The sequence below is a fragment of the Oceanibium sediminis genome (assembly GCF_003265325.1).
GTDB lineage: Bacteria > Pseudomonadota > Alphaproteobacteria > Rhodobacterales > Rhodobacteraceae > Halovulum > Halovulum sediminis.
Window position 1 is genome coordinate 53,180 of sequence record NZ_QGNX01000006.1, and the last position, 20,638, is coordinate 73,817.

Here is a 20,638-nt window from a genome sequence, read left to right on the forward strand (position 1 = left end):
GATTGTTAGCCCGGAACGGCCTGCGATTCCATGCTCTTGTGAGACGCGCCCGCTGCGCGCGACCCTGCCGGGGAAGCGGCGCGCAACGAAAAGGGCCGCCCCTGCGGACAGGGACGGCCCGAAAGTCAGCCTCGGGCGGCAACGCTGCCGCCCGGGCCGGAGCCTTACGCCACCAGGTCGAAGCGGTCGGCGTTCATGACCTTGGTCCAGGCCGCCACGAAGTCACGAGCGAACTTCCCGGCGTTGTCGTCCTGTGCATACACCTCGGCATAGGCGCGCAGGATGGAGTTCGAGCCGAACACCAGGTCCGCGCTGGTCGCGGTCCATTTCACCGCACCGGTCTTGCGGTCGCGGATCTCGTAGGTGCCGCTTTCCTCCACCGGGTGCCAGCTGTTGCCCATGTCGGTCAGGTTGACGAAGAAGTCGTTCGTCAGCTGGCCTTCGCGGTCGGTGAACACGCCATGCTTGTTGCCGCCGTGGTTGGTGCCGAGGACACGCATCCCCCCGAGCAGCACGGTCATTTCGGCAGCGGTCAGGCCAAGCAGCTGTGCCCGGTCGAGCAACAGTTCCTCGGGGCTGACAGCGTATTTCTCCTTCTGCCAGTTGCGGAAGCCATCGGCCAGCGGCTCCAGCACGTCGAAGCTTTCGGCGTCCGTCATTTCCTCGGTCGCATCGCCACGGCCCGGTGCGAAGGGCACCTCGACGTCATGACCGGCGGCTTTCAGCGCCTGCTCCAGCCCGACGTTGCCCGCCAGCACGATGACATCGGCCACCGAGGCGCCGGTTTCAGCGGCGATCGGCTCAAGGATGCCCAGCACCTTGGCCAGGCGCTCCGGCTCGTTGCCTTCCCAGTCCTTCTGGGGGGCGAAACGGATGCGTGCGCCATTGGCCCCGCCCCGCTTGTCCGAGCCGCGGAACGTGCGCGCGCTGTCCCAGGCCGTTGCGATCATCTCGGCGGCGGAAAGCCCGCTGTCCGCGATCTTCGCCTTCACGGCGGCCACGTCGTAACCGGTGCTGCCCGCGGGGATCGGATCCTGCCAGATCAGGTCCTCGGCCGGGACATCGGGGCCGTAGTAGTTGTCCTTCGGGCCCATGTCGCGGTGGGTCAGCTTGAACCAGGCGCGCGCGAAGGTGTCGGCGAAATACTCGGGATCGGCGCGGAACTTCTGGCAGATCTCGTTGTAGACGGGGTCCACCTTCATTGCCATGTCCGCATCCGTCATCATCGGCATTTCGCGCTTGGACGGATCGCTGGGATCGAGCGGCATCTCGCTTTCGGGCATGTCCACGGGCTTCCACTGGTTCGCACCGGCGGGGGATTTCGTCAGTTCCCACTCGTAACCGAACAGGTAGTCGAAATAGCCCATGTCCCACTTGGTGGGTTCCTTGGTCCAGGCCCCTTCGATGCCCGAGGTGAAGGCGTTCGCCGCCTTGCCCTCATGGCCGGGGTTGGCCCAGCCGAAGCCCTGCGCGTGCACCGGGCAAGCCTCGGGTTCGGGGCCGATCTGGTCCACCGCGCCCTTGCCGTGCGCCTTGCCGACGGTGTGCCCGCCGCAGGTCAGGGCGGCGGTTTCCTCGTCGTTCATCGCCATGCGCGAGAAGGTCTCGCGCACCTGCGCCGCGGTCTTCGCCGGGTCGGGCTGGCCGTTCACCCCTTCCGGGTTCACGTAGATCAGGCCCATGTGCACCGCGGCCAGCGGGTTGTAGAGGGTCGACGGATCGTCGAGGTCACCGTAGCGGTTCTCGCTCGGGGCGAGCCACTCGGCCTCAGCGCCCCAGTTCACGTCTTCTTCGGGGCCCCAGATATCTTCGCGCCCGAAGCCGAAGCCGAAGGTTTTCAGGCCCATGGATTCATAGGCCATGTTGCCCGCCAGGATGATCAGGTCGGCCCAGCTCAGCGCGTTGCCGTACTTCTTCTTCACCGGCCACAGCAGACGGCGCGCCTTGTCCAGGCTGGCGTTGTCGGGCCAGGAGTTCAGCGGCGCGAAACGGATGTTGCCGGACCCGGCGCCGCCGCGCCCGTCGCCCATGCGGTAGGAGCCGGCGGAGTGCCACGCCAAGCGGATCATCAGCCCGCCGTAGTGCCCCCAGTCCGCGGGCCACCAGTCCTGACTTTCGGTCATCAGCGCCTTCACGTCGGCCTTGACCGCGTCGAAATCCAGGCCCTTCACCGCCTCACGGTGGTTGTAATCGGGATCCATCGGGTTCGTGCGCGCGCCATGCTGGTGCAGGATGCCAAGGTTCAGCGCGTTCGGCCACCACTTGGTGACCGGCTGGCCCATCGCGGTATTGCCGCCGTGCATCACCGGGCAGCCACCGGCTGGGTTCACGTTGTTTCCGTCCATGGGAATCTCCCTTTTTTCCTTAATCAAAACAGTGCTTCATGCTCAGTTTGGAAGCATTCTAAACACGGGCTTTCATTTACTCCAATTGAATATTCAAAACATCACGATAAGCTGTGCAAATGATAAACCTCACCCTCAAACAGATCCGCTACGTCGAGGCGCTGGCCCGGCACCGCCACTTCGGACGCGCTGCCGAGGCCTGCGCCATCTCGCAACCCGCCCTGTCGCTTCAGGTGAAGGAACTGGAGCGGATGTTCGGCGCGCCGCTGGTGGAACGCAGCGCCCGGCAGGTCCGGCTGACCGCGCTCGGCGAAGAGTTCGTGCGCAAGGCCCGCGAGATACTGCTGGGCGTGGAGGAGCTGGAAGACCTCGTCAGGGCATCGAGCGGCCCGCTTTCCGGCCGGCTGCGCCTTGGCATCATTCCCACCGTAGCGCCCTATCTTCTGCCCCAGATCATCGGCGCGCTCTCGACCCGTTTTTCCGACCTCGAACTCGACCTGAGAGAGACGGTGACCCAATCCTTGATCGACGAACTTCTGGAAGCGCGGCTTGACCTCGCGATCGTGGCGCTGCCGATATCGGAACCGTCGCTCAGGGAATTCCCGCTGTTCGACGAGGATTTCATCCTCGTGCGCCCCGAGGCGGACGAAGGCGCGCCCGTTCCCGACCCGCAGAGCCTGCTGTCCATGGGCCTGCTGCTGCTCGAAGAGGGGCACTGCTTCCGCGACCAGGCGCTGTCCTTCTGTCAGTCCGCGAAAGCCCGGCCGCGCCAGTTGATGGAGGGAAGCTCGCTGTCGACCCTTGTGCAGATGGTCGGGGCGGGCATGGGTGTCACCCTGATCCCGGAAATGGCCGCAAACCTTGAAACACGCTCGGCCCGCGTGTCGCTCGCCCGGTTTCCGCCGCCCACGCCCTCGCGCACCATCGGCATGGTCTGGCGGGCGAGCAACCCGCTGTCGGAGCAACTGCTGCAGATCGCCGCCATCGTTAGCGACGTCGGGCAGGCAAAAGGCCACGCCAAGCGCTGACCTCCCCGGCACGGGGTCAATTGCGAGAAGGTGGCTTCCAGCCCCCTGCGGCGACGGCGGAATCCGGTTTTGCTTGTCTTATCGCTGGAATTCGCGAAAATTCCCGCGCAACATTTCATCATCCGCCAACTCGCCCGCCAATTGGAGCCTGTCACATGTATCTTCCTGAAATCATTTCCATCCTCGGCATTCTTGGCGGTGAGCCCGGTGTTTCCACGGCCGCCCCCGACGCCGCCGTCAGCGCCCCGGCAGTGCGCGTTGCCGACAGCTCCGGGCGGTCCGCCGAGGCGCTGGTCTACAGGCTGATCCGGACCAGCGGCGGAGAGACCTCCGAAGGGGCGGCGGATGACACGGGGGTCGCCCCGTCCTTCGACTGCGGCGCGGCGGAATCGAGCGTCGAGCAACTGGTTTGCAGCGACGAAGCGCTTGCTACGCTGGACAACCGCCTTGCCGCGCGCTTCGCCACCGCACTGGCGGTAGCCGAAGGCCTGGACGCCGGGACAGAGGAAGCGGCCACCAGTCTGCGCACCTTCCAGCGGGGCTGGATCTCCGGGCGGGACGAGTGCTGGAAGGCCGACGACCTGCGATCCTGCGTGGAGGGCTCCTACCTCCGCCGGGAGGGGCAGCTGGTCGCCGAGTGGATGCTGGAGGAGCCGACCATTGTCATCCCTTACACGTGCGAGGACAATCCCTCCAACGAGGTGACGGTGTTCCTGTTCGATACCGAACTGCCGAGCGCGCGCATCGAATACGGCGACAGCGTCGACACCGCCACCCTTGCGCCCGCCGCCTCCGGCAGCCGGTACGAGGGCAGCTTCGGTCGGTACTTCTGGATGAAAGGCGAGGACGCCGCCTTCGTGTGGACCGAGGGCACGGAAATGGCCTGCACCGTTGCCGGGTGACGACCCTTCGCCGTGAACGTGCCCGGTGGCACCCCGGCCCCTTGCGCAAAGGTCTGAGCGAAAGGACATGAGATGCCCGCGACGTCGACTTTCGATGCCTGGAGCGCCGGTCAGAACTACGAACACTACATGGGCCGCTGGAGCAGGATGGTCGCGGCGCGCTTCCTTGACTGGCTGGATGCGACTGAGGGGGCCGACTGGCTTGAGATCGGGTGCGGCACCGGCGCGCTGACCACGGCCATCCTGGCGCGGGCCGCGCCGCGCTCGGTGCTGGCGACGGACCCGTCGGAGGCTTTCGTCGCCCATGCGCGGCAAACGCTCGACGATCCGCAGGATCCGCGCGCACGGGTCGAGGTCGGGGATGCCCGGGACCTGCCGGCCAATGACGGCAGCGTGGATGTCGTTACCTCGGCACTTGCGCTGAACTTCGTGCCGGATCGGCGCGAGGCGCTGGTCGAGATGCAGCGCGTCCTGCGGCCCGGCGGGCTGTTGTCCTTCTACGTCTGGGACTATCCCGGTGGCGGAATCGGCTTCATCGACGCCTTCTGGAAAGCGGCGGCGCGGCTCGACCCCGGGGCCGCCGCGCTGGACGAGGCGGCGCGCTTTCCCGACTGCACCCCCGATGCGCTGACCGAATTGTGCGCGCAGGCCGGGCTTCCCGAAGCCGAGATCGCCCCGATCGAGATTGCGACGGAGTTCCCCGACTTCGAGGCGTTCTGGCACCCGTTCACCCTTGGGGCCGGTCCCGCGCCGGGGTATTGCGCCGCCCTGCCCGAGGATCGCCGCGCCGCCCTGAAGGCGGAACTGGCATCGATGCTGGGCCAGGGTACGCCCATCCGCCTGACCGCGCGGGCCTGGGCGATGAAGACGCCTGTGCCCGGCTAAGCAGTGCCCGGGCGCGCGCCTTGCGCCCTGTCGTGGCGCGGAAAGATCCAATAGGATGACCCCCTGAGCCCCTGCCCCCCGCCAAGAAGACCACAGGACAAGACGGAGCCCCCCAATGAAAGACAACACTTCCCGGCACGGTGGTCAGATCCTCGTGGACGCCCTGTCACTGCAGGGCGTGGAGCGGGTGTTCTGCATCCCCGGCGAAAGCTACCTCGCCGCGCTGGACGGGCTTTACGACTCTGGTATCGACACCATCGTCGCCCGCCAAGAAGGCGGCGCTGCCATGATGGCCGAGGCGGACGGCAAGCTGACCGGCCGCCCCGGCGTCGCCTTCGTCACCCGTGGACCGGGGGCGACCAACGCCTCCGCCGGGGTGCATGTCGCGTTCCAGGACAGCACGCCGATGATCCTGTTCGTGGGCCAGGTCGCCAGCGACCAGCGCGACCGCGAGGCGTTCCAGGAAGTGGACTACCGCGCCATGTTCGGCCCCCTCGCCAAGTGGGTGGCGGAGGTGGACCGCCTCGACCGCCTGCCCGAATACGTCAGCCACGCCTTCCACGTGGCGCAGTCGGGCCGCCCCGGCCCGGTGGTGCTGGCCCTGCCCGAGGACATGCTCTCCGCCCGCGCCGAGGTGGCCGACGTGCCGCCCGCCGTGCTGCCCTCGGGCGCGGCGGCTGAAAGCGATATCGCCGCGATCCTGTCCCGGCTGGAAAGCGCCGAGCGGCCCTTCGTCATCGTCGGCGGCGGGCGCTGGTCGCCCGATGCGGCGCAGGCGCTCGGCGACTTTGCTGCGGCGCTGGACCTGCCGGTCGGGGCCTCGTTCCGCTGCCAGGACTTTTTGGACAACCGCCACCCCAATTACGTCGGCGACGTGGGCATCGGCATCAACCCCGCCCTCGCCGCGCGGGTACGTGAGGCGGACGTGATCCTGTGTCTCGGGGCGCGCCTCGGCGAAATGACGACCAGCGGCTACACGTTGCTCGACATCCCCGTGCCGCGCCAGGCGCTGCTGCATGTCTACCCGGACACCTCGGAACTGGGGCGCGTCTATCGCCCCACGCTGTCGGTCTGCGCCAACCCCGGCGTGGTGATCCGCCAGCTTGCCGAAGCCGCAACGCCGAAGCCTGCCGCCGGAACGGCGCGGGCGGAGGCGCGGCGGGACTACGAGTCCTGGCAAACCCCGGTGGAGACGCCGGGCCGCCTGAAGATGGAGAACGTCATCACCCACCTGAACGAGGTGCTGCCCGATGACGCCATCCTGACCAACGGCGCTGGGAACTACGCCGCCTGGCTGCATCGCTACTACCGGTATCGCAACTGGCGCACGCAGCTTGCGCCTACCAGCGGATCGATGGGCTACGGCCTGCCCGCCGCCGTGGCCGCCAAGCTGCGCTACCCCGGGCGCGAGGTGATCTGCCTGGCCGGGGACGGATGTTTCCAGATGGTCATGCAGGAATTCGGAACCGCCTGCCAGTACGGCGCGAATGTCATCGTGCTGATCTCAAACAACGGGATGTACGGCACGATCCGGATGCACCAGCAGCGCACCTATCCCGGTCGCCCCTCGGGGACGGCGATGGTGAACCCCGACTTCGCAATGCTCGCGCGCAGTTACGGCGCGTTCGGCGCGACGGTCGAGTCCGACGAGGCTTTCGCCGGGGCGCTGGCCGCCGCCCGCGCCGCCGGGACCCCGGCCATCCTGGACCTGAAGGTCGACCCGATGGCGCTGTCCCCGAAACTGACGCTGGAAACCATCCCGCCCGACCGCTGAGCAGGCCGGGCGGCGGCTATACAATCCCGCCCGCAAGGGACAGGATGCCCCAACGCCCACCAGAAAAGCCGGAGCGCGCGATGACAGATCCCCTGACGAAGGGCATGAAGACCCGAACCGAAGTGCTGGGCGAGGCGCATGTCGCCCGCGCCAAGGCCGCCACCACGGATTTCGACGCCCCCTTCCAGGCGCTGATCACCGAGTCGGCCTGGGGCCGCGTCTGGTCGGATGACAGCATCACCCGGCGCGAACGTTCCATGCTGACGCTGGCGCTGCTCGCCGCGACCGGCAATTTCGACGAGATCCCGATGCACATCCGCGCCACCGCCCGCACCGGCGCGAGCGAGAGCGACGTGATCCAGGCGTTCCTGCACGTCGCCATTTACGCCGGGGTGCCAAAGGCGAACCACGCGATCAAGCTGGCCAAGCAGACCTTCGCCGAGATGGCGGCGGGCGAATAGGCCCTCAGGGCGCGCTCAGGGCGTGCTCAGCCCCTCCTCCGCCGTGTAGTCGAAGGCGGCCGCCTCGCCCGGCAGCAGGCGCAGGGTCTGCGCCGCGCCGGTGGCGGCGCTGCCGGGGCGGATGGTCAGAAGACCCGCGGGCATCACCGCCGTTTCGCCGAGGCTGATGGTGCCCACCACCTCCGACGTGCCGTCGAGGTAGCTGCGCACCACGTCGAAGCGCGGGATCAACGCCGATTCGACCGCCGTGCTGAGCGCCTCGGCGTCGCCCGCGTCGAAATAGGCGCCGCCCCCCGCCTTCGCCCAGTCGGCGAAGGTCCGGGCCAGGTCCGCGTCATCGATGGCGAAACCGACGATGTTCACGCGCACGTCCAGCCCGCTGTCGCGCAAGCTGCGGATCGCCGCCTCCGGGTTGCCGTCGCAGGTTTCCTCGCCGTCCGTCACCAGCACGATCACCCTTGGCGCACTGCTGTGCGCCAGGTCCGCGCCCGCCGCCAGCAGGCTGTCGGCAATCGCCGTCTTCGCCAGGTTGATCGCCGGCACGCCGCGGATTTCCGCCGCCGCCACGTCCCGGTCCAGCGGGGCCAGCGGCAGGCGCAACTCGGTGCGGCAAGCGTCCTCTTGCAGGCCGAAGGCGCGGAAGGCGAAGGGCGTGCCCTCGGGCAGGGTCCGCTCTACCAGCCGGGCCAGCGCGTCATGAGCGATGGCGATCCGCCGCTCGCCGTTCAGCCGCTGCAACATGGAGCCCGAGGCATCGAGGATCACCTCGATCGCCCCACTCGGCGCGGGCTGCTCGGCCACCGGCAGGGTGCCGGCGATGGTGATCTCCACCTCGCCCTCCGGCTCCACGTATGGCTCAAGCGTGGAGGCCATGCGATAACCCTTCGGCGCGCGGAACAGCGCGGCGGCCATGTCCATCCCGTCGGCAAGGCCGAGCGGGCCGATCACCCGCTGGAAGCGCCCGCCGTTCAGGTTGGCCCAGTCCATCATGATCGCCGCGTTCTGGCGCGAGTCACTGTCGACCGACAGCGAGACGACACGCGGACGCGCCGCCAGCAAGGCGGGCCACAGCTCCTTCACGGGGCTGGTTTCGGCGTCGGTGATGATCACCACCCCATGCGCGCCGAGGCGGTCAGACAGCAGCTCGGACGCGACGGTCAGCGTCCCCTCGCTGTCGCTCGACTGCGGCTCCGGCAGGCGGCGCAGGGCCGGGGCAAGCTCTTCCGGGGTGGAGGCCCAGTCTGCCAGCAGGGGCGGGCTGCCGAAGGGCAGAAGCTGGATCACGTCCCGCCCCGGTTGCAGCGACTCGCCCCATGTGCGCACCGCCGCCAGCGTACGCGGGATATAGGCCGAGACACTGCCCGAGGTATCCCAGGCAATCACGACCGAGCGCGGCGGTTCATAGACCCGCAGCAGGTAGGACCCCGGCGCCAGGACGGCGCTGAGAACCGTGCCCTCCTCGGTTTCCCCACGGCTGAGCGGCACCGGCTCGCCCGCCGTATCCTCGATCTGGACCGCGACCTCAAGCGGGACGGAGGGGTAGGTCAGCGTCAGCACCTGGGGCGGCCCGTCGGGGACGGCGACGCTCCACCAATCCTCGTTCCGCTCCAGCAGGACCGAGGATTCGACGGTGGTGCCAAGCCGGTAGGGCACCGCCCGATCGCGGCTTTCCCCGCCGGCGGGCGCAACGGGCTGGGGCGGGGTGATCTTCGTCACCGCCTCATAGGCCCCGCGCGGGCTGTCATCCTCCCACAGGGCGATGGCGCTCTGGCCCGGCTCCTCGTAGACCTCGATCGCGTCGGGGCCGCGCTGGTCGCCCTCGATCGGGACGGTGACGCGCAGGTAGCGCACCCAGAGCGGATCGGGCAGGTCGATCGCCCCTGCCCCGCCGCTGCCGACGGGCGGCGCGGGCAAGGTGCCGATGGGCTGCCACGGCCCCGCGGGGCTGGTCAGGGAGTATTCGACCGTAGCGCCTTCGGGGCGGGCCGCATCATCCTCATGACCCACCCAGCGAATCCGGTTGATCAGCGCCGCGCGGTTCTGGTGAAACCCGACAAGGATCACATGCGGCGCGCCGCGCGCGGTCCAGCCGCGGTTGCGTTCGTCGATTTGCAGGACATCAACGTTCCACGCCCCGGAAACCACGGGCTGGGCGTCGATCACATGCCCGCCCAGCGCGGGGGAGGCGATGTTGATGTCGCCAAGCCCCTCCGGGTGCTGGCCGGGCACCGCGATTGCCTGCACCTCCTGCACGGTGACGCGAGAACAATCCTGCGCGCAACGCGGGAAGGACACGCGCAGGTGGGCGGCGCGCTTGGGCGTGTCGAAGGGCAGGTACTGGGGCCAGTGGATCGCGGCCAGCGGCGCGCTCAGTGCGGAGGTCCAACTTTGCCCGTCGTCCGAGGTTTCGACCGTCATCTCGGACGGCCAGGTGTCGCGGGTGTTCGTGCTGCGCAACTGCACCATGACGCCGGCCAGTTCCGCCGGAGCGGCAAGCGCGAAGTCCATCGTCTTGCCGGTCACCTTCGCCCCCGCGTGGGGCGCAATCCCGTCGTGCAAGCGGGCGTGGTCCTGTATCTCCTTCTCGGACAGCGCTTTTCCGTCCACGGCCACCAGCCGCGCGCCAAGGCCCGCGTGCAGCAGGTTCAAACCGCCGCGCATACCCTCGGGGGCATCCCAAAACACCATCGGCGCGACAGGCGCGGCCAGCGGATCGACAGGCAGCGCCAGAAGCCCGCCCGCCGTGCCGGTATCGTTCCCGGCGCGCAGCACCAGCGAGGGGGCCGCGACCGGGCTTTGCCAGGGCGGCACCTCGGCGGTGATCGCGACCTCGGGACGCGCGCCGGGGGCCAGGGAAAGCACCTGGGGGCTGACCTCGGCGCGCCAACCGGCGTTGGTCGGCTCGGCCGCCAGGGTCAGCTCAAGCGGCGTTTCCCCGTCATTGGCGAGCGTGGCGCGCAGGTCGAGCATCTGGCCGCTCTGCGCATAGGCCGCCAGCACCGGCGGCGTCGCGAAAGTGACGGAGACCGGCAAGTCCCGATCCGGCTGTTCCGGCGGCGGGGCAAGCGCCAACAGCGCATCGCGCGCCGCGCCGGGAACGCCGCTTTCCGGCCCCGGCTCCAGCGGGGCAAGTGGCCCCATGTCGGCGGGGCGCGGCAGGTCGTCCAGACCGTAGAGGTGGCAGCTGAGCGTTGCGGGAAGTGACTCGAACCGGTTGCCGCGAAGTTGCAGCTGGGCATCCTGCCCGGCGCGCAGAACGGTGAGGTCACCGAGCAGCGCGCGCAACACGCTCACGTTGCGCAGCCGCCAGACATCGGCATCCGCCCCGACCGGCGCGCCGCCCTCGTCCCGGCAGGCAAAGGCCGCCGACTGTCCGGGCGCAAGATCGAGCGGGATGTCGTACCTTTCCGCCGCTTCGTTTACGGTCAGGCGCAGGGCGGACCCGGGGGAAAGCCCCTCGGCGCTGCCGGATTCGGGCAGGTCCAGCGCCCCCGGCGCGAAGCGCTGGGCGCAGCTGTAGTCGAAGGGCGTTGTCTGCCCCGCAAGGGACAGCTGGACTCCCCCGCCGAGCGGGTCGTCCGCGGGGTAGTCGACGATCAGCAAGCCGTTGTTCGGATTGTCCAGCCGCTCGCCGTCCGAAAAGCGGAAGGCGCGCCAGGAAAAGCCCATGTTTTCCGGTGCGTCGCACGCGATCAGCAGCGATCCGGCCCCCTCCGGCAAGCGGGCGAGCGCGTGATCCGCGCCATCGAACGCGCCAAGCCCGCCCGAGAGATCGCCGTCCAGCGGGAAAGGCAGCGTATCGGCGGGATGATCGTTCGCCTCGCCATCGGCAGCGCTGACCGCACGCTCGAGCGCGACGCGGTAGGTGCCGCGCGTGATCGAATGACCGCTGCGCAAGCGCAACTGCCACTCCCCCGCTGGCAGGGTCGCGCGGTACGTGTAAGGGGCGTCGCCCGGCTGAAACGCGCGGTCATTGCCCCATTGCGCGCCTTCAAGGAACAGGCGGGCGCTCATCGGCCCGTCATCGGCGGGGGCTACGCTGAGCGCGACGGTGCTTTCCCGGTCGAGGTGGAACAGGACGTAATCCATGTCCGACGCATCGCCGAAGGTGCCCTCGATCTGCGCGCCGAACGCCAGCCGGCGGCCGGTGGCCGGGGCGTCGTTCGGCTCCCCCTCGTATCCCTGGTCCGCCGCGCCGAGATCGAGCAGCCGCAGGGCATAGGGCCCGTCGCCGCGCAGCTCGACCACGTAGTCGCCGGGGGTCAGGCGCAACGCGTCCATCGTGGCGCGCGGGCCTGCCGCGTCGGCGCGGCGGATTTCCCCGCCCTGCCCGTTCAGGCGCATCTGCTCGACCCCCACGGCGATCAGCCGCCACAGGCGTTCTGCGCTGTCATCGGGGATCGAAAAGCGGATATGGTCGTTGTCGTCGGGTCGCAACGCGCCGCGCACGGCCCAGGTTTCGGGCAGTGGCATCGCGGCAATCGGGGTGTTGTTCGGCTCCCGCTCCTGCCCGGTTGGGGCGGGCGACGCCTGCTTCAGGGTGAGGGTATAGCCGGTCGCCTGTTCGTCGGTATCAACCCGCGCAAGCTGAAGCCGGTAGGTCCCCGCGCCGAGGTGCATGGTCTGCGGGCCGATGGCCCCGCCCTCGGACTCGCGCTGCCAGAGCGCCTCGGGGTAGTTGTCTTCGTTGAACTTCGCGAGCGACAGGGAATAGCGGGGCCAGCGCATATCGGCCAGGACCGAAAGGTCCAGCGCCGCATCCTCGGCGATCGTGAAGTCGATGGTGTCCTTGTCCCCCGCCAGAAGCGTGCCCTGGAAGGGCGTTCCCAGGCTCAGCGTGTTGGGCAGGTCGTCGGGCGTTTCCCGCTCGGCCCCGCGCGGCGTCGCCTTTGCGATGCTGACCAGCGCCAGCGGGGGCGGCACGCCGTCGGCTGTCCGCACGGAAAGGGCAAGCTGCCCGGGGTCTTCAAGGCTCAGCGGGGTCAGCCCGTTGCGGAGCACGGACTGGCGGCCGATTGCCGCCTGCCCCTCGGTCCCCGGGGGGAAGGTGACGCGAATGTCCAGCGGGTCGCGGGACGCGGGCAAGGTCAGGCTCAGCTTCGGGTCGGGCTGGAAAAGGTAGCTGCCCGGCGAAAGCGCCGCCCCCTCCTGCGGGGCGGGCTGCGCTGCGCCAAGGGGCGTGTCCAGATCGAAGCTCAGCGAGACAGGCGTCAGGCTGCTGGCCGCGAGAAGCACGGGCCGCCCGGCGGCCAGCAGGATCGAGTCCAGCGCGGCGGGGCGCAGGCTGCTGCCGTGATAGGCCGCCACCGCGGGCCGCGTGTCGCCATCGGGCAGGCCCTCGGCGTTGGGAAAGGTGAACAGCGTCAGCGCGCCCGGGCCGGAGAGCGCGATGTCGTAGAGCCCGTTTTCCGGCACGTCGAGCCAGAAGAACGCGGTCTGCGCCGGTGTGGCGATCTCGACCGGGGTCGCGCCGCTTTGCAGGCCTGGCTCGTCGCGCAGCGCGGGGCCCGCATCGCGCACCGCGTTGAACAGCGTGTTGGACTGGGCGGCAACCGGGGCCACGGCGACGGGCAGCGGCGCAAGCGCAAGCGCGGGCAAAAGGGCCCGGCGGACAAGGGAAGCGAAGGTCATGAGCACACTCCGTTAAACGGGCTCCAGCCCGAGGCGGAGGTTCCCACGCCCACGGACATGCCGATCAATCCGGCGGTATAGGCATCGGCCAAGAAGATCGCCTCGATCCCCTTGCCCGCGCCGTAAAGCAGCCCGTAGCCGAGCAGGCCCCAGGCCAGGTTGGTTCCGACGCAACAGCCGTATCCGCCCCCGCCCGCCGTGCAGCTTGCGGTGCCGACGCCCACGAAGGTGCCTGTGATGATCGCATCGACCAGCGACAGGTATTCCGCCGCCTCGCCGCCACGGCCAAGCCCGTCCACACCGATCACGGCACCGCTCTGGGGATCGATGCGCCACCAGGCGGCGGCGCCTTCGTCCGCCGCCGCAAGCGCCAGGATCGCGCCGCCGGACAGGTCCGCCTCGGCCCCGGCGCGGGTGCCGGGGGGCAGGCCCTGGGGCAGGTCCTGCGCGCGGGTCACCGGCGTCAGGCTTTGCGCGGCGGACAACACGGCCCAGGCGCTTTCGCTCGGGGTGCGCGCCCCGCCCGCGCCGGGCAGGATGGCGCTGGCCAGTTCGTATTCCATCAGCGTTTCCGCCACGCCTGCGCGCAGGGCCGCCGCCGTATCGGGCGCGCCGTTGGCACCGAGCACGCGCCGACCCGTGGTCAGGATGTCGATCCCCGCCGCCTGCCGCAGCCCGCCGCCCAGCGCGGCGCTGGTCTGGCGCAGGATCATCAGCCCCGGCGTGGCGCGATAGACCACCGCCCCCGGCCCCGCCCCCTGCGAGGCGGCGCGATCCAGCAGGTGGGTCGAGAGCAGACGCTGCACCGGGTTCTCGGCCGGGAACGCGTAGAGCGCCCCGCCCTCGGCCACGGCGCGCATGTCTTGGCGCAGCCCAAGGGCGCGGTCGGCCTGCGCGGTGACCAGTTGCACGGCGCTGATATCCCCCACCGCCGGAAGCAGTGTCCAGCGCCCGAGCACCGCGGTTTCCGTCGGCTGAGCCCCGGGTGCCGCGGTGATCCGCCCCTCGGCGCGCCCGTCGGGGCCCACGCGATCGACGATGTGACGCTCCCACGTGGTGCGCGTTCCGCCGCCCGGCGGGGTGTAGGCCACCTTCAGGACGATGCCCAACACCTCCTGCACGGGGGAGTTCGGGGGCAGCTCGGCGTCCTCGGCCCGACCGCCCTGCATCGCCGCCAGAAGGTCCGTCGTTTCCGCCAGTTGCGAGCCGACCTCCGCCACCAGGTCCGCCATCGCGCCACCGGCCAGAACGTCCTGCGCGGGGATGACCTGGCCACGGGCGGTGAAGGCCCGCGCGCCCGGCGGCAGCACGCCGTTGACCAGCGGGAAGAAGAAGCGGCTGTCCGGCCCGGCGGTCAGGAGATCCGACTGCCCCTTCAGCGCCGCGTCGGGCAGGATGCTGATCACCGGGGCGGGAAGGGCCGCGGAATCGGTGGTGAAGCGCCCGGTATCGAACAGGGGAATGCTGCGTGTATCGACGCCTTCGCGCACCTTCAGTTCCGCGACGAAGGTCACGCTGTGCTTCATCTCTTCGGGAACCGGGACCGGGATGAACCCCTCGAGCGTGAGCGAGGTGTCCGCGGGCAGCAGGACGTGGCGATCCACCCAGTCATCCGCGCCGAACAGGCGCGACTGGACCCAGGCGTAGTCAGCCACCTCCGCCTGCAGGTGCGCGGCCAGCCCCTCTGCCCCCGGCAGGTCCGGGCCAAGGGCGGCGACGATACGCTCCGCCTCCTGCCCCACCTTCGGCGGCGCGGCGGGCACACCCCCTGCGGGATCGGCGATGAACCCGAGGATTCCCGCCCCAAGCCCGAGGTTCCCCGACGCCCGTTCGATCACCGCCGCAGCATCTTGCGCCCCGGCGGGGTCGGCAAAGGTGGCAGCGGGCGCGACACGGCCAAGACGCGCGGTCAGCGCCGCGGCCTGTTCCGGGTTCAGCGTGGCGCGGGCGATCCGCGTCTCCAGCCCCGAATCGCCCAGAAGGCGGCTGAGCAGCAAGGCCGTGTCGAGGCTGTTGCCCGCCCCGGCCCGCAACGCCCCGTCCGCCCCGCGCAGCGAGCCGGTATAGGGGTGAAACCCGATCCGGTCGCGCACAAGCGCCACGATGTCGTCCGGTTCCATCAGGGCGGTCTGAAGCGACAGCGCATCCAGGTCGAACGCGCCCCGGTCCACCGCGGCAGTGAATTGCGCGACCCCGTCCATGTACGCCTCGTAGGCGGCAACACCTGGGGTCATCGCCGGATCCTGAGCCTGTGCTGGAACGCTCAACAGCCCGGAAACGGCGAAAAATACCAACCCCTTGAGCAAGCGGGCACGGATCGAGTGACGGACCATGACTTCCTCCGAACGTGGTTCGGGCGGAAGCCTAGCAGCGGGTTTCGCCCCGCCCAAGCCCCGGGCGTGAGAGTTGCCACGTCAGCCGGGAAAAAAGCGCTCCATCATGTCGGGCAGCTCATTGTAGTCCGAGAGCAGGGCCTCCGGCTCCAACGCGGCGACGCCGTCGCCTTCGGGGCCGAAGGTGACGAGCACCGACACCACACCCGCGTTGCGCGCGGCATCGCGATCGGTATGCGTGTCCCCGATCAACGCGCTCTGCGCCGGGTCTCCGCCAAGGGCCGCGATGGTTTCCAGCAGGTGGCGCGGGTCGGGCTTCTTCACCGGCAGATGGCCCGCGCCGATCAGCGCACCGAAGCGGTCGCGCACGCCAAGGCGGGTCATCAGGTCCTCGGCCAGGTGATGGGGCTTGTTGGTGCAGATGCCCACCAGCCACCCGCGGGAGGCGAGCGTATCCACCGCCTGCATCGCGCCGTCGTAAAGGAAGGTCTGGTTGTCCATCCCTTCGGCGTAAACGTCGAGGAAGCGGTCGTAGGCGGCGTCCACCTCCGCCTCGGGCAGGGGCGTTCCGGCGCGCGTGTGGCCAAGGCGCAGCATCGCGCGCCCACCGGCGAAGGCGACCGCCCGGTCCGCCAGCGGGTCCAGCTGGGGCGTCGCGAAACAGGCGTTCGCGGCGGCGATCAGGTCGGCGGAGGTGTCGGCAAGCGTGCCGTCCAGATCGAATATGACGCTGCGCATGAAAAGCTCCCCTGGTGGTCCGGCGCGGTGTTGCGCGCCGGTGATGCCACAGTCCATGTCAGAGATGAAACAGTTTCTGACCAAGCCGCCTTGGCGTTGGCCCGCATAGCCTGCTACAGGGAAGCGAAATACCGATATCGGAAAGGTCGAGCACAATGCAAAGCGCCGTCATCCTGCTTGCCGCAGGTCAGGGGACACGGATGCAATCCGACATGCCGAAGGTTCTGCACCCGCTGGCCGGCGCCCCCCTTATCCACCACGCGATGCGCAGCGCGCGCGCCGCGGGGATCGAGCGTACCGTCGTGGTCACCGGCCATGGCGCATCCGCGGTCGAGGCGGCGGTCGCCGCCCTTGACGACTGTGCGCGCTGCGTCGTGCAGGAAGAACAGCTCGGCACCGGGCACGCGGTGGCCCAGGCGCGCGACGCGCTGGCGGATCACCGGGGGGACGCCTTCGTCCTTTACGCGGATACGCCCTTCGTGCGCCCCGAAACGCTTGACGCCATGGCCCGCGCCCGCGCCGACGGGCACGGCGTGGTCGTGCTGGGCTTCGAGGCGGCGGACCCCACCGGCTACGGGCGGCTGGTGACGGACGCGGACGGCGCACTACTGGAAATCGTCGAGCACAAGGACGCGAGCGAGGCGCAGCGCAAGATCGGGTTGTGCAACTCCGGTGTGGTCTGCGCCGATGCCGGCACGCTGTTCGAACTGGTCTCCGCCGTGGGCAATGACAATGCCAAGGGCGAATACTACCTGACCGACATCGTCGCAATCGCCCGCACCCGCGGCCTGAGCGCCACGGTCGTGCGCTGTGACGAGGCCGAGACGCTCGGCGTGAACTCACGCTCGGAACTGGCCGGTGCGGAGGCCGTGTTCCAGGCCCGCGCCCGAGCCGAGGCGCTTGAGAACGGCGTCACGCTGACCGCCCCGGACACGGTGTTTTTCGCACTCGACACGGTGATCGGGCGCGATGTCACCATCGCCCCCTATGTCACCTTCGGGCCGGACGTGACGGTGGAAAGCGGCGCGGAAATCCGCAGCTTCTGCCACCTGGAAGGCTGCCACATCTCGGAAGGCGCTCAGATCGGCCCCTATGCCCGCCTGCGCCCAGGGGCAGAGATCGGCGAAGGCGCGCGTATCGGCAACTTCGTCGAGGTGAAGAACGCCGACGTGCAGCGCGGCGCTAAGGTCAACCACCTGTCCTACGTCGGCGATGCCAGCGTTGGCGAGGGGGCCAACCTCGGGGCCGGAACCATCACCTGCAACTACGACGGCGTCTTCAAGCACCGCACCACCATCGGCGCAGGGGCCTTCGTCGGCTCCAACAGCGCGCTGGTGGCCCCGGTCACGCTGGGCGACGGTGCCTATGTCGGCTCGGGCACGGTGGTGACATCGGACGTCCCGGGCGGTGACCTTGCCATCGGGCGGGCACGGCAAGTGAACAAGCCGGGGCTGGGCGCGAAACTGCGCGCGCGGCTGCTGGCGCTGAAAGCGAAGGGAACGCGCTGATGTGCGGCATCGTTGGCATCCTTGGCGATCACGAGGTCGCGCCGATCATCCTGGACGCGCTGAAACGCCTGGAATACCGCGGCTATGACAGCGCCGGGATCGCCACCCTGCACGAGGGGGCGATGTACCGCCGCCGCGCCACCGGCAAGCTGGTGGCCTTGTCCGACCTGCTGGTGAACGACCCGATCCGCGGCAAGGCGGGCATCGGGCACACGCGCTGGGCCACCCACGGCGCGCCCACGCTGGCCAATGCCCACCCCCACCAGGTGGGCCCCGTCGCCGTCGTCCACAACGGCATCATCGAGAATTTCCGCGCCCTGCGGAAAGAGCTGACCGCCGACGGCGTCCGCTTCGAGACCGAAACCGATACCGAGACCGTCGCCCACCTGGCCGCGCGCGAACTGGCCCGCGGAAAGTCCCCCGAGGAAGCCGCCGCCGCCACCGTCGCGCGGCTGGAGGGCGCCTTCGCGCTGGCCTTCCTGTTCGAGGGCGAAGAGGACCTGATGATCGCCGCGCGCCGCGGCTCACCTCTGGCGCTGGGCTATGGCGTGAACGAGATGTTCATCGGTTCCGACGCTCTGGCCCTTGCGGGGATGACGCGCCGAGTCTGCTACCTGGAGGAAGGCGATCTTGCCGTTATCCGGCGCGCGGGCGCCGTTATCCACGACGCCAGCGGCGCGGTGGTGGAACGTGACATCCTCGAAGTCTCCGCCTCGAACGCGGTGGCGGAAAAGGGCAACCACAAGCACTTCATGGAAAAGGAAATCCATGAGCAGCCCACCGTCGCCACCTATGCGCTGAGCCACTACACCCACACCGTGGACGGCGAGCACGCCAGCGCCCATGCCGGCCCCGCCACGGTGGATTTCACCGCTTACGACCGGATCGTCATGGTCGCCTGCGGCACCGCCCACCTGGCCTGCCATGTCGCGAAATACTGGTTCGAGCAGGTCGCCCGCCTGCCCGTGGAGATCGAGGTCGCCTCGGAGTTCCGCTACCGCGAACCGCCCGTCAGCCCGCGCACGCTGGCTGTCTTCGTCTCACAATCGGGGGAAACCGCGGACACTCTGGCCGCCCTGCGCTACATGGCCGGCAAGGCCGAGACCATAGCGGCGGTGGTCAATGTTCCCGAAAGCTCGATCGCGCGGGAAAGCGACCTGGTCTTCCCGATCTTCGCGGGGATCGAGGTGGGCGTCGCCTCCACCAAGGCGTTCACCTGCCAGTTGATCGTGCTCGGCGCGCTTGCCGTGCTGGCCGCCCGCCAGCGCGGCGTGATCGACAGGACGCAGGAAACGCGGCTGGTTTCCGCCCTTGAAACAGTCCCCGGCGCAATGGCGGAAGTGCTCCGCGACGAGAAACTGTTCCCGCCGCTCTGCTGGCACCTTGCCAAGGCCGACGACATCCTGTTCCTCGGTCGCGGGGCCATGTATCCGCTGGCGCTGGAAGGGGCGCTGAAGCTGAAGGAAATCAGCTACATCCACGCCGAAGGCTACGCCAGCGGAGAGCTGAAGCACGGCCCCATCGCGCTGATCGACGAATCCGTTCCGGTGATCGTCATGGCCCCCTCGGACGCGCTGTTCGAAAAGACCGTCTCCAACATGCAGGAGGTGATGGCCCGGGGTGGCCGGATCCTGCTGATCTCGGACGCGAAGGGCTTGCAGGCCGCCGGTGAGGGCACCTGGCAGCAGATCGAGATGCCCGATGTCGATCCCTTCGTTGCGCCGATCGTCTACGCCCTGCCCGCGCAGTTACTGGCGTATTACACCGCCGTGACCAAGGGCACTGACGTGGATCAGCCGCGCAACTTGGCGAAGTCGGTGACCGTGGAATAGCCCTCGGGAAAGCACCGCCGTGCCGGGTGGCAGACCCAAAGGCGGCGGGCCCTTCCGCCCATTCCGCAGGGCGCACGATGCAAGCAAGGTCCACCCCCAGAGGCGCCCCCTGCCCGGGCGCCCGGGGCTACGTTACCCATCCCCGGAGCCAAAGATGAGCAGCCTTCTTCCGATCCTCAAGGCCAACGCCGATCCCGCGACGATCGCGGACAAGACCGCCTATCACAAGACGCCCCTGCCGGTGCTTGGCACGCCCAACCCCGCGATCAACGCCGCCGTCGCCGAGTTTCGCGGCGCGCACGACATGGCCGCCTGCCTTGCCGAAGCGCGCGACCTCTGGGCCAGCGGCATCTTCGAGGCGCGGATCGCCGCCGGAAAGCTGTTGATCAAGGCGCGGATCCGTCCCCCCGAGCTGGAGGCCGAGACCTGGGAGCAGATCGCCGCTTGGGTGCCCGAGTTCGACGGCTGGGCCATCGCCGACCACCTCGCCAGCGCGGGCGAGCGGCGGGTCATGGCAGACCTCGGCCGGCTGGACACGCTGGAGGCCTGGAGCGAGAGCCCCCACCTCTGGACCCGGCGCGCGGCGCTGGTCTTCAGCCTGCCGTTGGCGAAACTGACGCATCCGAACGCCGACCAGCTTGCGGCGCGAAAGCGCGTTCTCACCTGGGCTGAGCGTTATGCCCGTGAGCCGGAGTGGTTCCTGCAAAAGGCTCTCAGCTGGTGGCTGCGCACCCTCTCGATGCATGATCCGGACATGGTGCGCGCCTTCATGGCGGCCCACGGCGACGCAATGAAAGGCTTTGCACGCAAGGACGCAACGCGCAAACTGCCGCCTGAGACTCCCTGAAACGGCACTGCCGCCCGAAGGCGGTCAGTTCACGGAAAGGATGGCCCGCAGATGCTTCGCCATATCGTCCTGCTCACCTTCAAGGACAGCGCCACCGAAGCCGAGCGGCAGGCGCTGCATGACGCGGTATCCGCCCTGAAGGACAAGGTGCCAGAGGTGCTGTCCCTGACCTGCGGGGCGAATGTCGGCAGCGGCCCCAATCACCACGATTACGCCCTTGTCGCGGATTTCGAGGATATGGCCGCCTTCAAGCGCTATATCGCCAGCCCCGCGCACCGGGCCTATGTGGACGGTCCGGCGAAAGCCGTCGCCCGCATCGCCGCGATCCAGCAGCAGATCTGAGCCGCCCCGCGA

General features: G+C 69.2%; 13 protein-coding genes. 9 read left to right on the forward strand and 4 right to left on the reverse strand.

Annotated elements, in window-relative coordinates; translation table 11 throughout:
- Positions 1–164: 164 nt before the first annotated feature.
- Positions 165–2,345, reverse strand: coding sequence for a catalase/peroxidase HPI (katG, locus tag DJ029_RS15640; RefSeq protein WP_112323430.1), 2,181 nt, complete (start codon positions 2,343–2,345; stop codon positions 165–167).
- 119 nt (positions 2,346–2,464) lie between these two features.
- Here katG and DJ029_RS15645 point away from each other — a divergent pair, with 119 nt between their 5' ends.
- The 5 genes from DJ029_RS15645 (at position 2,465) to pcaC (ending at position 7,395) form a co-directional block, all read left to right on the forward strand.
- Positions 2,465–3,373 carry a hydrogen peroxide-inducible genes activator gene (locus tag DJ029_RS15645; RefSeq protein ID WP_112323431.1) on the forward strand — a complete coding sequence of 303 codons (909 nt, stop codon included), beginning with the start codon at positions 2,465–2,467 and terminating at the stop codon, positions 3,371–3,373.
- Positions 3,374–3,528: 155 nt separating this feature from the next.
- Complete coding sequence (locus DJ029_RS15650) at positions 3,529–4,275, forward strand: MliC family protein (protein ID WP_112323432.1); 747 nt, start codon at positions 3,529–3,531, stop codon at positions 4,273–4,275.
- Positions 4,276–4,347: 72 nt separating this feature from the next.
- The gene (locus DJ029_RS15655; protein WP_112323433.1) at positions 4,348–5,160 is read left to right on the forward strand and encodes a class I SAM-dependent methyltransferase; all 813 of its coding nucleotides are present in this window, start codon (positions 4,348–4,350) and stop codon (positions 5,158–5,160) included.
- Positions 5,161–5,275: 115 nt separating this feature from the next.
- Entirely contained in the window at positions 5,276–6,934 is a 1,659-nt protein-coding gene (locus DJ029_RS15660) for a thiamine pyrophosphate-binding protein (RefSeq protein ID WP_112323434.1), read from the forward strand.
- An 80-nt stretch (positions 6,935–7,014) separates the two neighbouring features.
- Positions 7,015–7,395, forward strand: a complete 381-nt coding sequence (gene pcaC, locus DJ029_RS15665) for a 4-carboxymuconolactone decarboxylase (protein ID WP_112323435.1) — start codon at positions 7,015–7,017, stop codon at positions 7,393–7,395.
- 15 nt (positions 7,396–7,410) lie between these two features.
- Here the strand turns inward: pcaC and DJ029_RS15670 are convergent, their stop codons facing one another.
- From DJ029_RS15670 to DJ029_RS15680, 3 genes are all read right to left on the reverse strand, one after another.
- Positions 7,411–13,026, reverse strand: coding sequence for a VWA domain-containing protein (locus DJ029_RS15670; RefSeq protein WP_112323436.1), 5,616 nt, complete (start codon positions 13,024–13,026; stop codon positions 7,411–7,413).
- The gene (locus DJ029_RS15675) at positions 13,023–15,260 is read right to left on the reverse strand and encodes a hypothetical protein (RefSeq protein WP_112323437.1); all 2,238 of its coding nucleotides are present in this window, start codon (positions 15,258–15,260) and stop codon (positions 13,023–13,025) included. Before DJ029_RS15675 ends, DJ029_RS15670 begins: the two co-directional genes overlap by 4 nt.
- Before the next feature lie 180 nt (positions 15,261–15,440).
- Positions 15,441–16,097 (reverse strand): HAD-IA family hydrolase, encoded by a 657-nt coding sequence (locus DJ029_RS15680; protein ID WP_112323438.1) that lies wholly within the window; start codon positions 16,095–16,097, stop codon positions 15,441–15,443.
- A 155-nt stretch (positions 16,098–16,252) separates the two neighbouring features.
- Here DJ029_RS15680 and glmU point away from each other — a divergent pair, with 155 nt between their 5' ends.
- The 4 genes from glmU (at position 16,253) to DJ029_RS15700 (ending at position 20,626) form a co-directional block, all read left to right on the forward strand.
- Positions 16,253–17,605 carry a bifunctional UDP-N-acetylglucosamine diphosphorylase/glucosamine-1-phosphate N-acetyltransferase GlmU gene (gene glmU, locus DJ029_RS15685; protein WP_112323439.1) on the forward strand — a complete coding sequence of 451 codons (1,353 nt, stop codon included), beginning with the start codon at positions 16,253–16,255 and terminating at the stop codon, positions 17,603–17,605.
- On the forward strand, positions 17,605–19,437 hold the full coding sequence (gene glmS, locus DJ029_RS15690; RefSeq protein ID WP_112323440.1) for a glutamine--fructose-6-phosphate transaminase (isomerizing): 1,833 nt from the start codon (positions 17,605–17,607) through the stop codon (positions 19,435–19,437). The genes glmU and glmS overlap by 1 nt, the downstream gene beginning before the upstream one ends.
- 154 nt (positions 19,438–19,591) lie before the next feature.
- On the forward strand, positions 19,592–20,284 hold the full coding sequence (locus DJ029_RS15695) for a DNA alkylation repair protein (RefSeq protein WP_112323441.1): 693 nt from the start codon (positions 19,592–19,594) through the stop codon (positions 20,282–20,284).
- A gap of 51 nt (positions 20,285–20,335) precedes the next feature.
- The gene (locus tag DJ029_RS15700; RefSeq protein WP_112323442.1) at positions 20,336–20,626 is read left to right on the forward strand and encodes a Dabb family protein; all 291 of its coding nucleotides are present in this window, start codon (positions 20,336–20,338) and stop codon (positions 20,624–20,626) included.
- The last annotated feature ends 12 nt before the right edge of the window (positions 20,627–20,638 follow it).

Bases quoted from the DNA above. Each gene is read 5' to 3' on its own strand.
- katG (WP_112323430.1), bottom strand. From the start codon at position 2,345: ATGGACGGAAACAACGTGAACCCAGCCGGTGGCTGCCCGGTGATGCAC.
- DJ029_RS15645 (WP_112323431.1), top strand. From the start codon at position 2,465: ATGATAAACCTCACCCTCAAACAGATCCGCTACGTCGAGGCGCTGGCC.
- DJ029_RS15650 (WP_112323432.1), top strand. From the start codon at position 3,529: ATGTATCTTCCTGAAATCATTTCCATCCTCGGCATTCTTGGCGGTGAG.
- DJ029_RS15655 (WP_112323433.1), top strand. From the start codon at position 4,348: ATGCCCGCGACGTCGACTTTCGATGCCTGGAGCGCCGGTCAGAACTAC.
- DJ029_RS15660 (WP_112323434.1), top strand. From the start codon at position 5,276: ATGAAAGACAACACTTCCCGGCACGGTGGTCAGATCCTCGTGGACGCC.
- pcaC (WP_112323435.1), top strand. From the start codon at position 7,015: ATGACAGATCCCCTGACGAAGGGCATGAAGACCCGAACCGAAGTGCTG.
- DJ029_RS15670 (WP_112323436.1), bottom strand. From the start codon at position 13,026: ATGACCTTCGCTTCCCTTGTCCGCCGGGCCCTTTTGCCCGCGCTTGCG.
- DJ029_RS15675 (WP_112323437.1), bottom strand. From the start codon at position 15,260: ATGACCCCAGGTGTTGCCGCCTACGAGGCGTACATGGACGGGGTCGCG.
- DJ029_RS15680 (WP_112323438.1), bottom strand. From the start codon at position 16,097: ATGCGCAGCGTCATATTCGATCTGGACGGCACGCTTGCCGACACCTCC.
- glmU (WP_112323439.1), top strand. From the start codon at position 16,253: ATGCAAAGCGCCGTCATCCTGCTTGCCGCAGGTCAGGGGACACGGATG.
- glmS (WP_112323440.1), top strand. From the start codon at position 17,605: ATGTGCGGCATCGTTGGCATCCTTGGCGATCACGAGGTCGCGCCGATC.
- DJ029_RS15695 (WP_112323441.1), top strand. From the start codon at position 19,592: ATGAGCAGCCTTCTTCCGATCCTCAAGGCCAACGCCGATCCCGCGACG.
- DJ029_RS15700 (WP_112323442.1), top strand. From the start codon at position 20,336: ATGCTTCGCCATATCGTCCTGCTCACCTTCAAGGACAGCGCCACCGAA.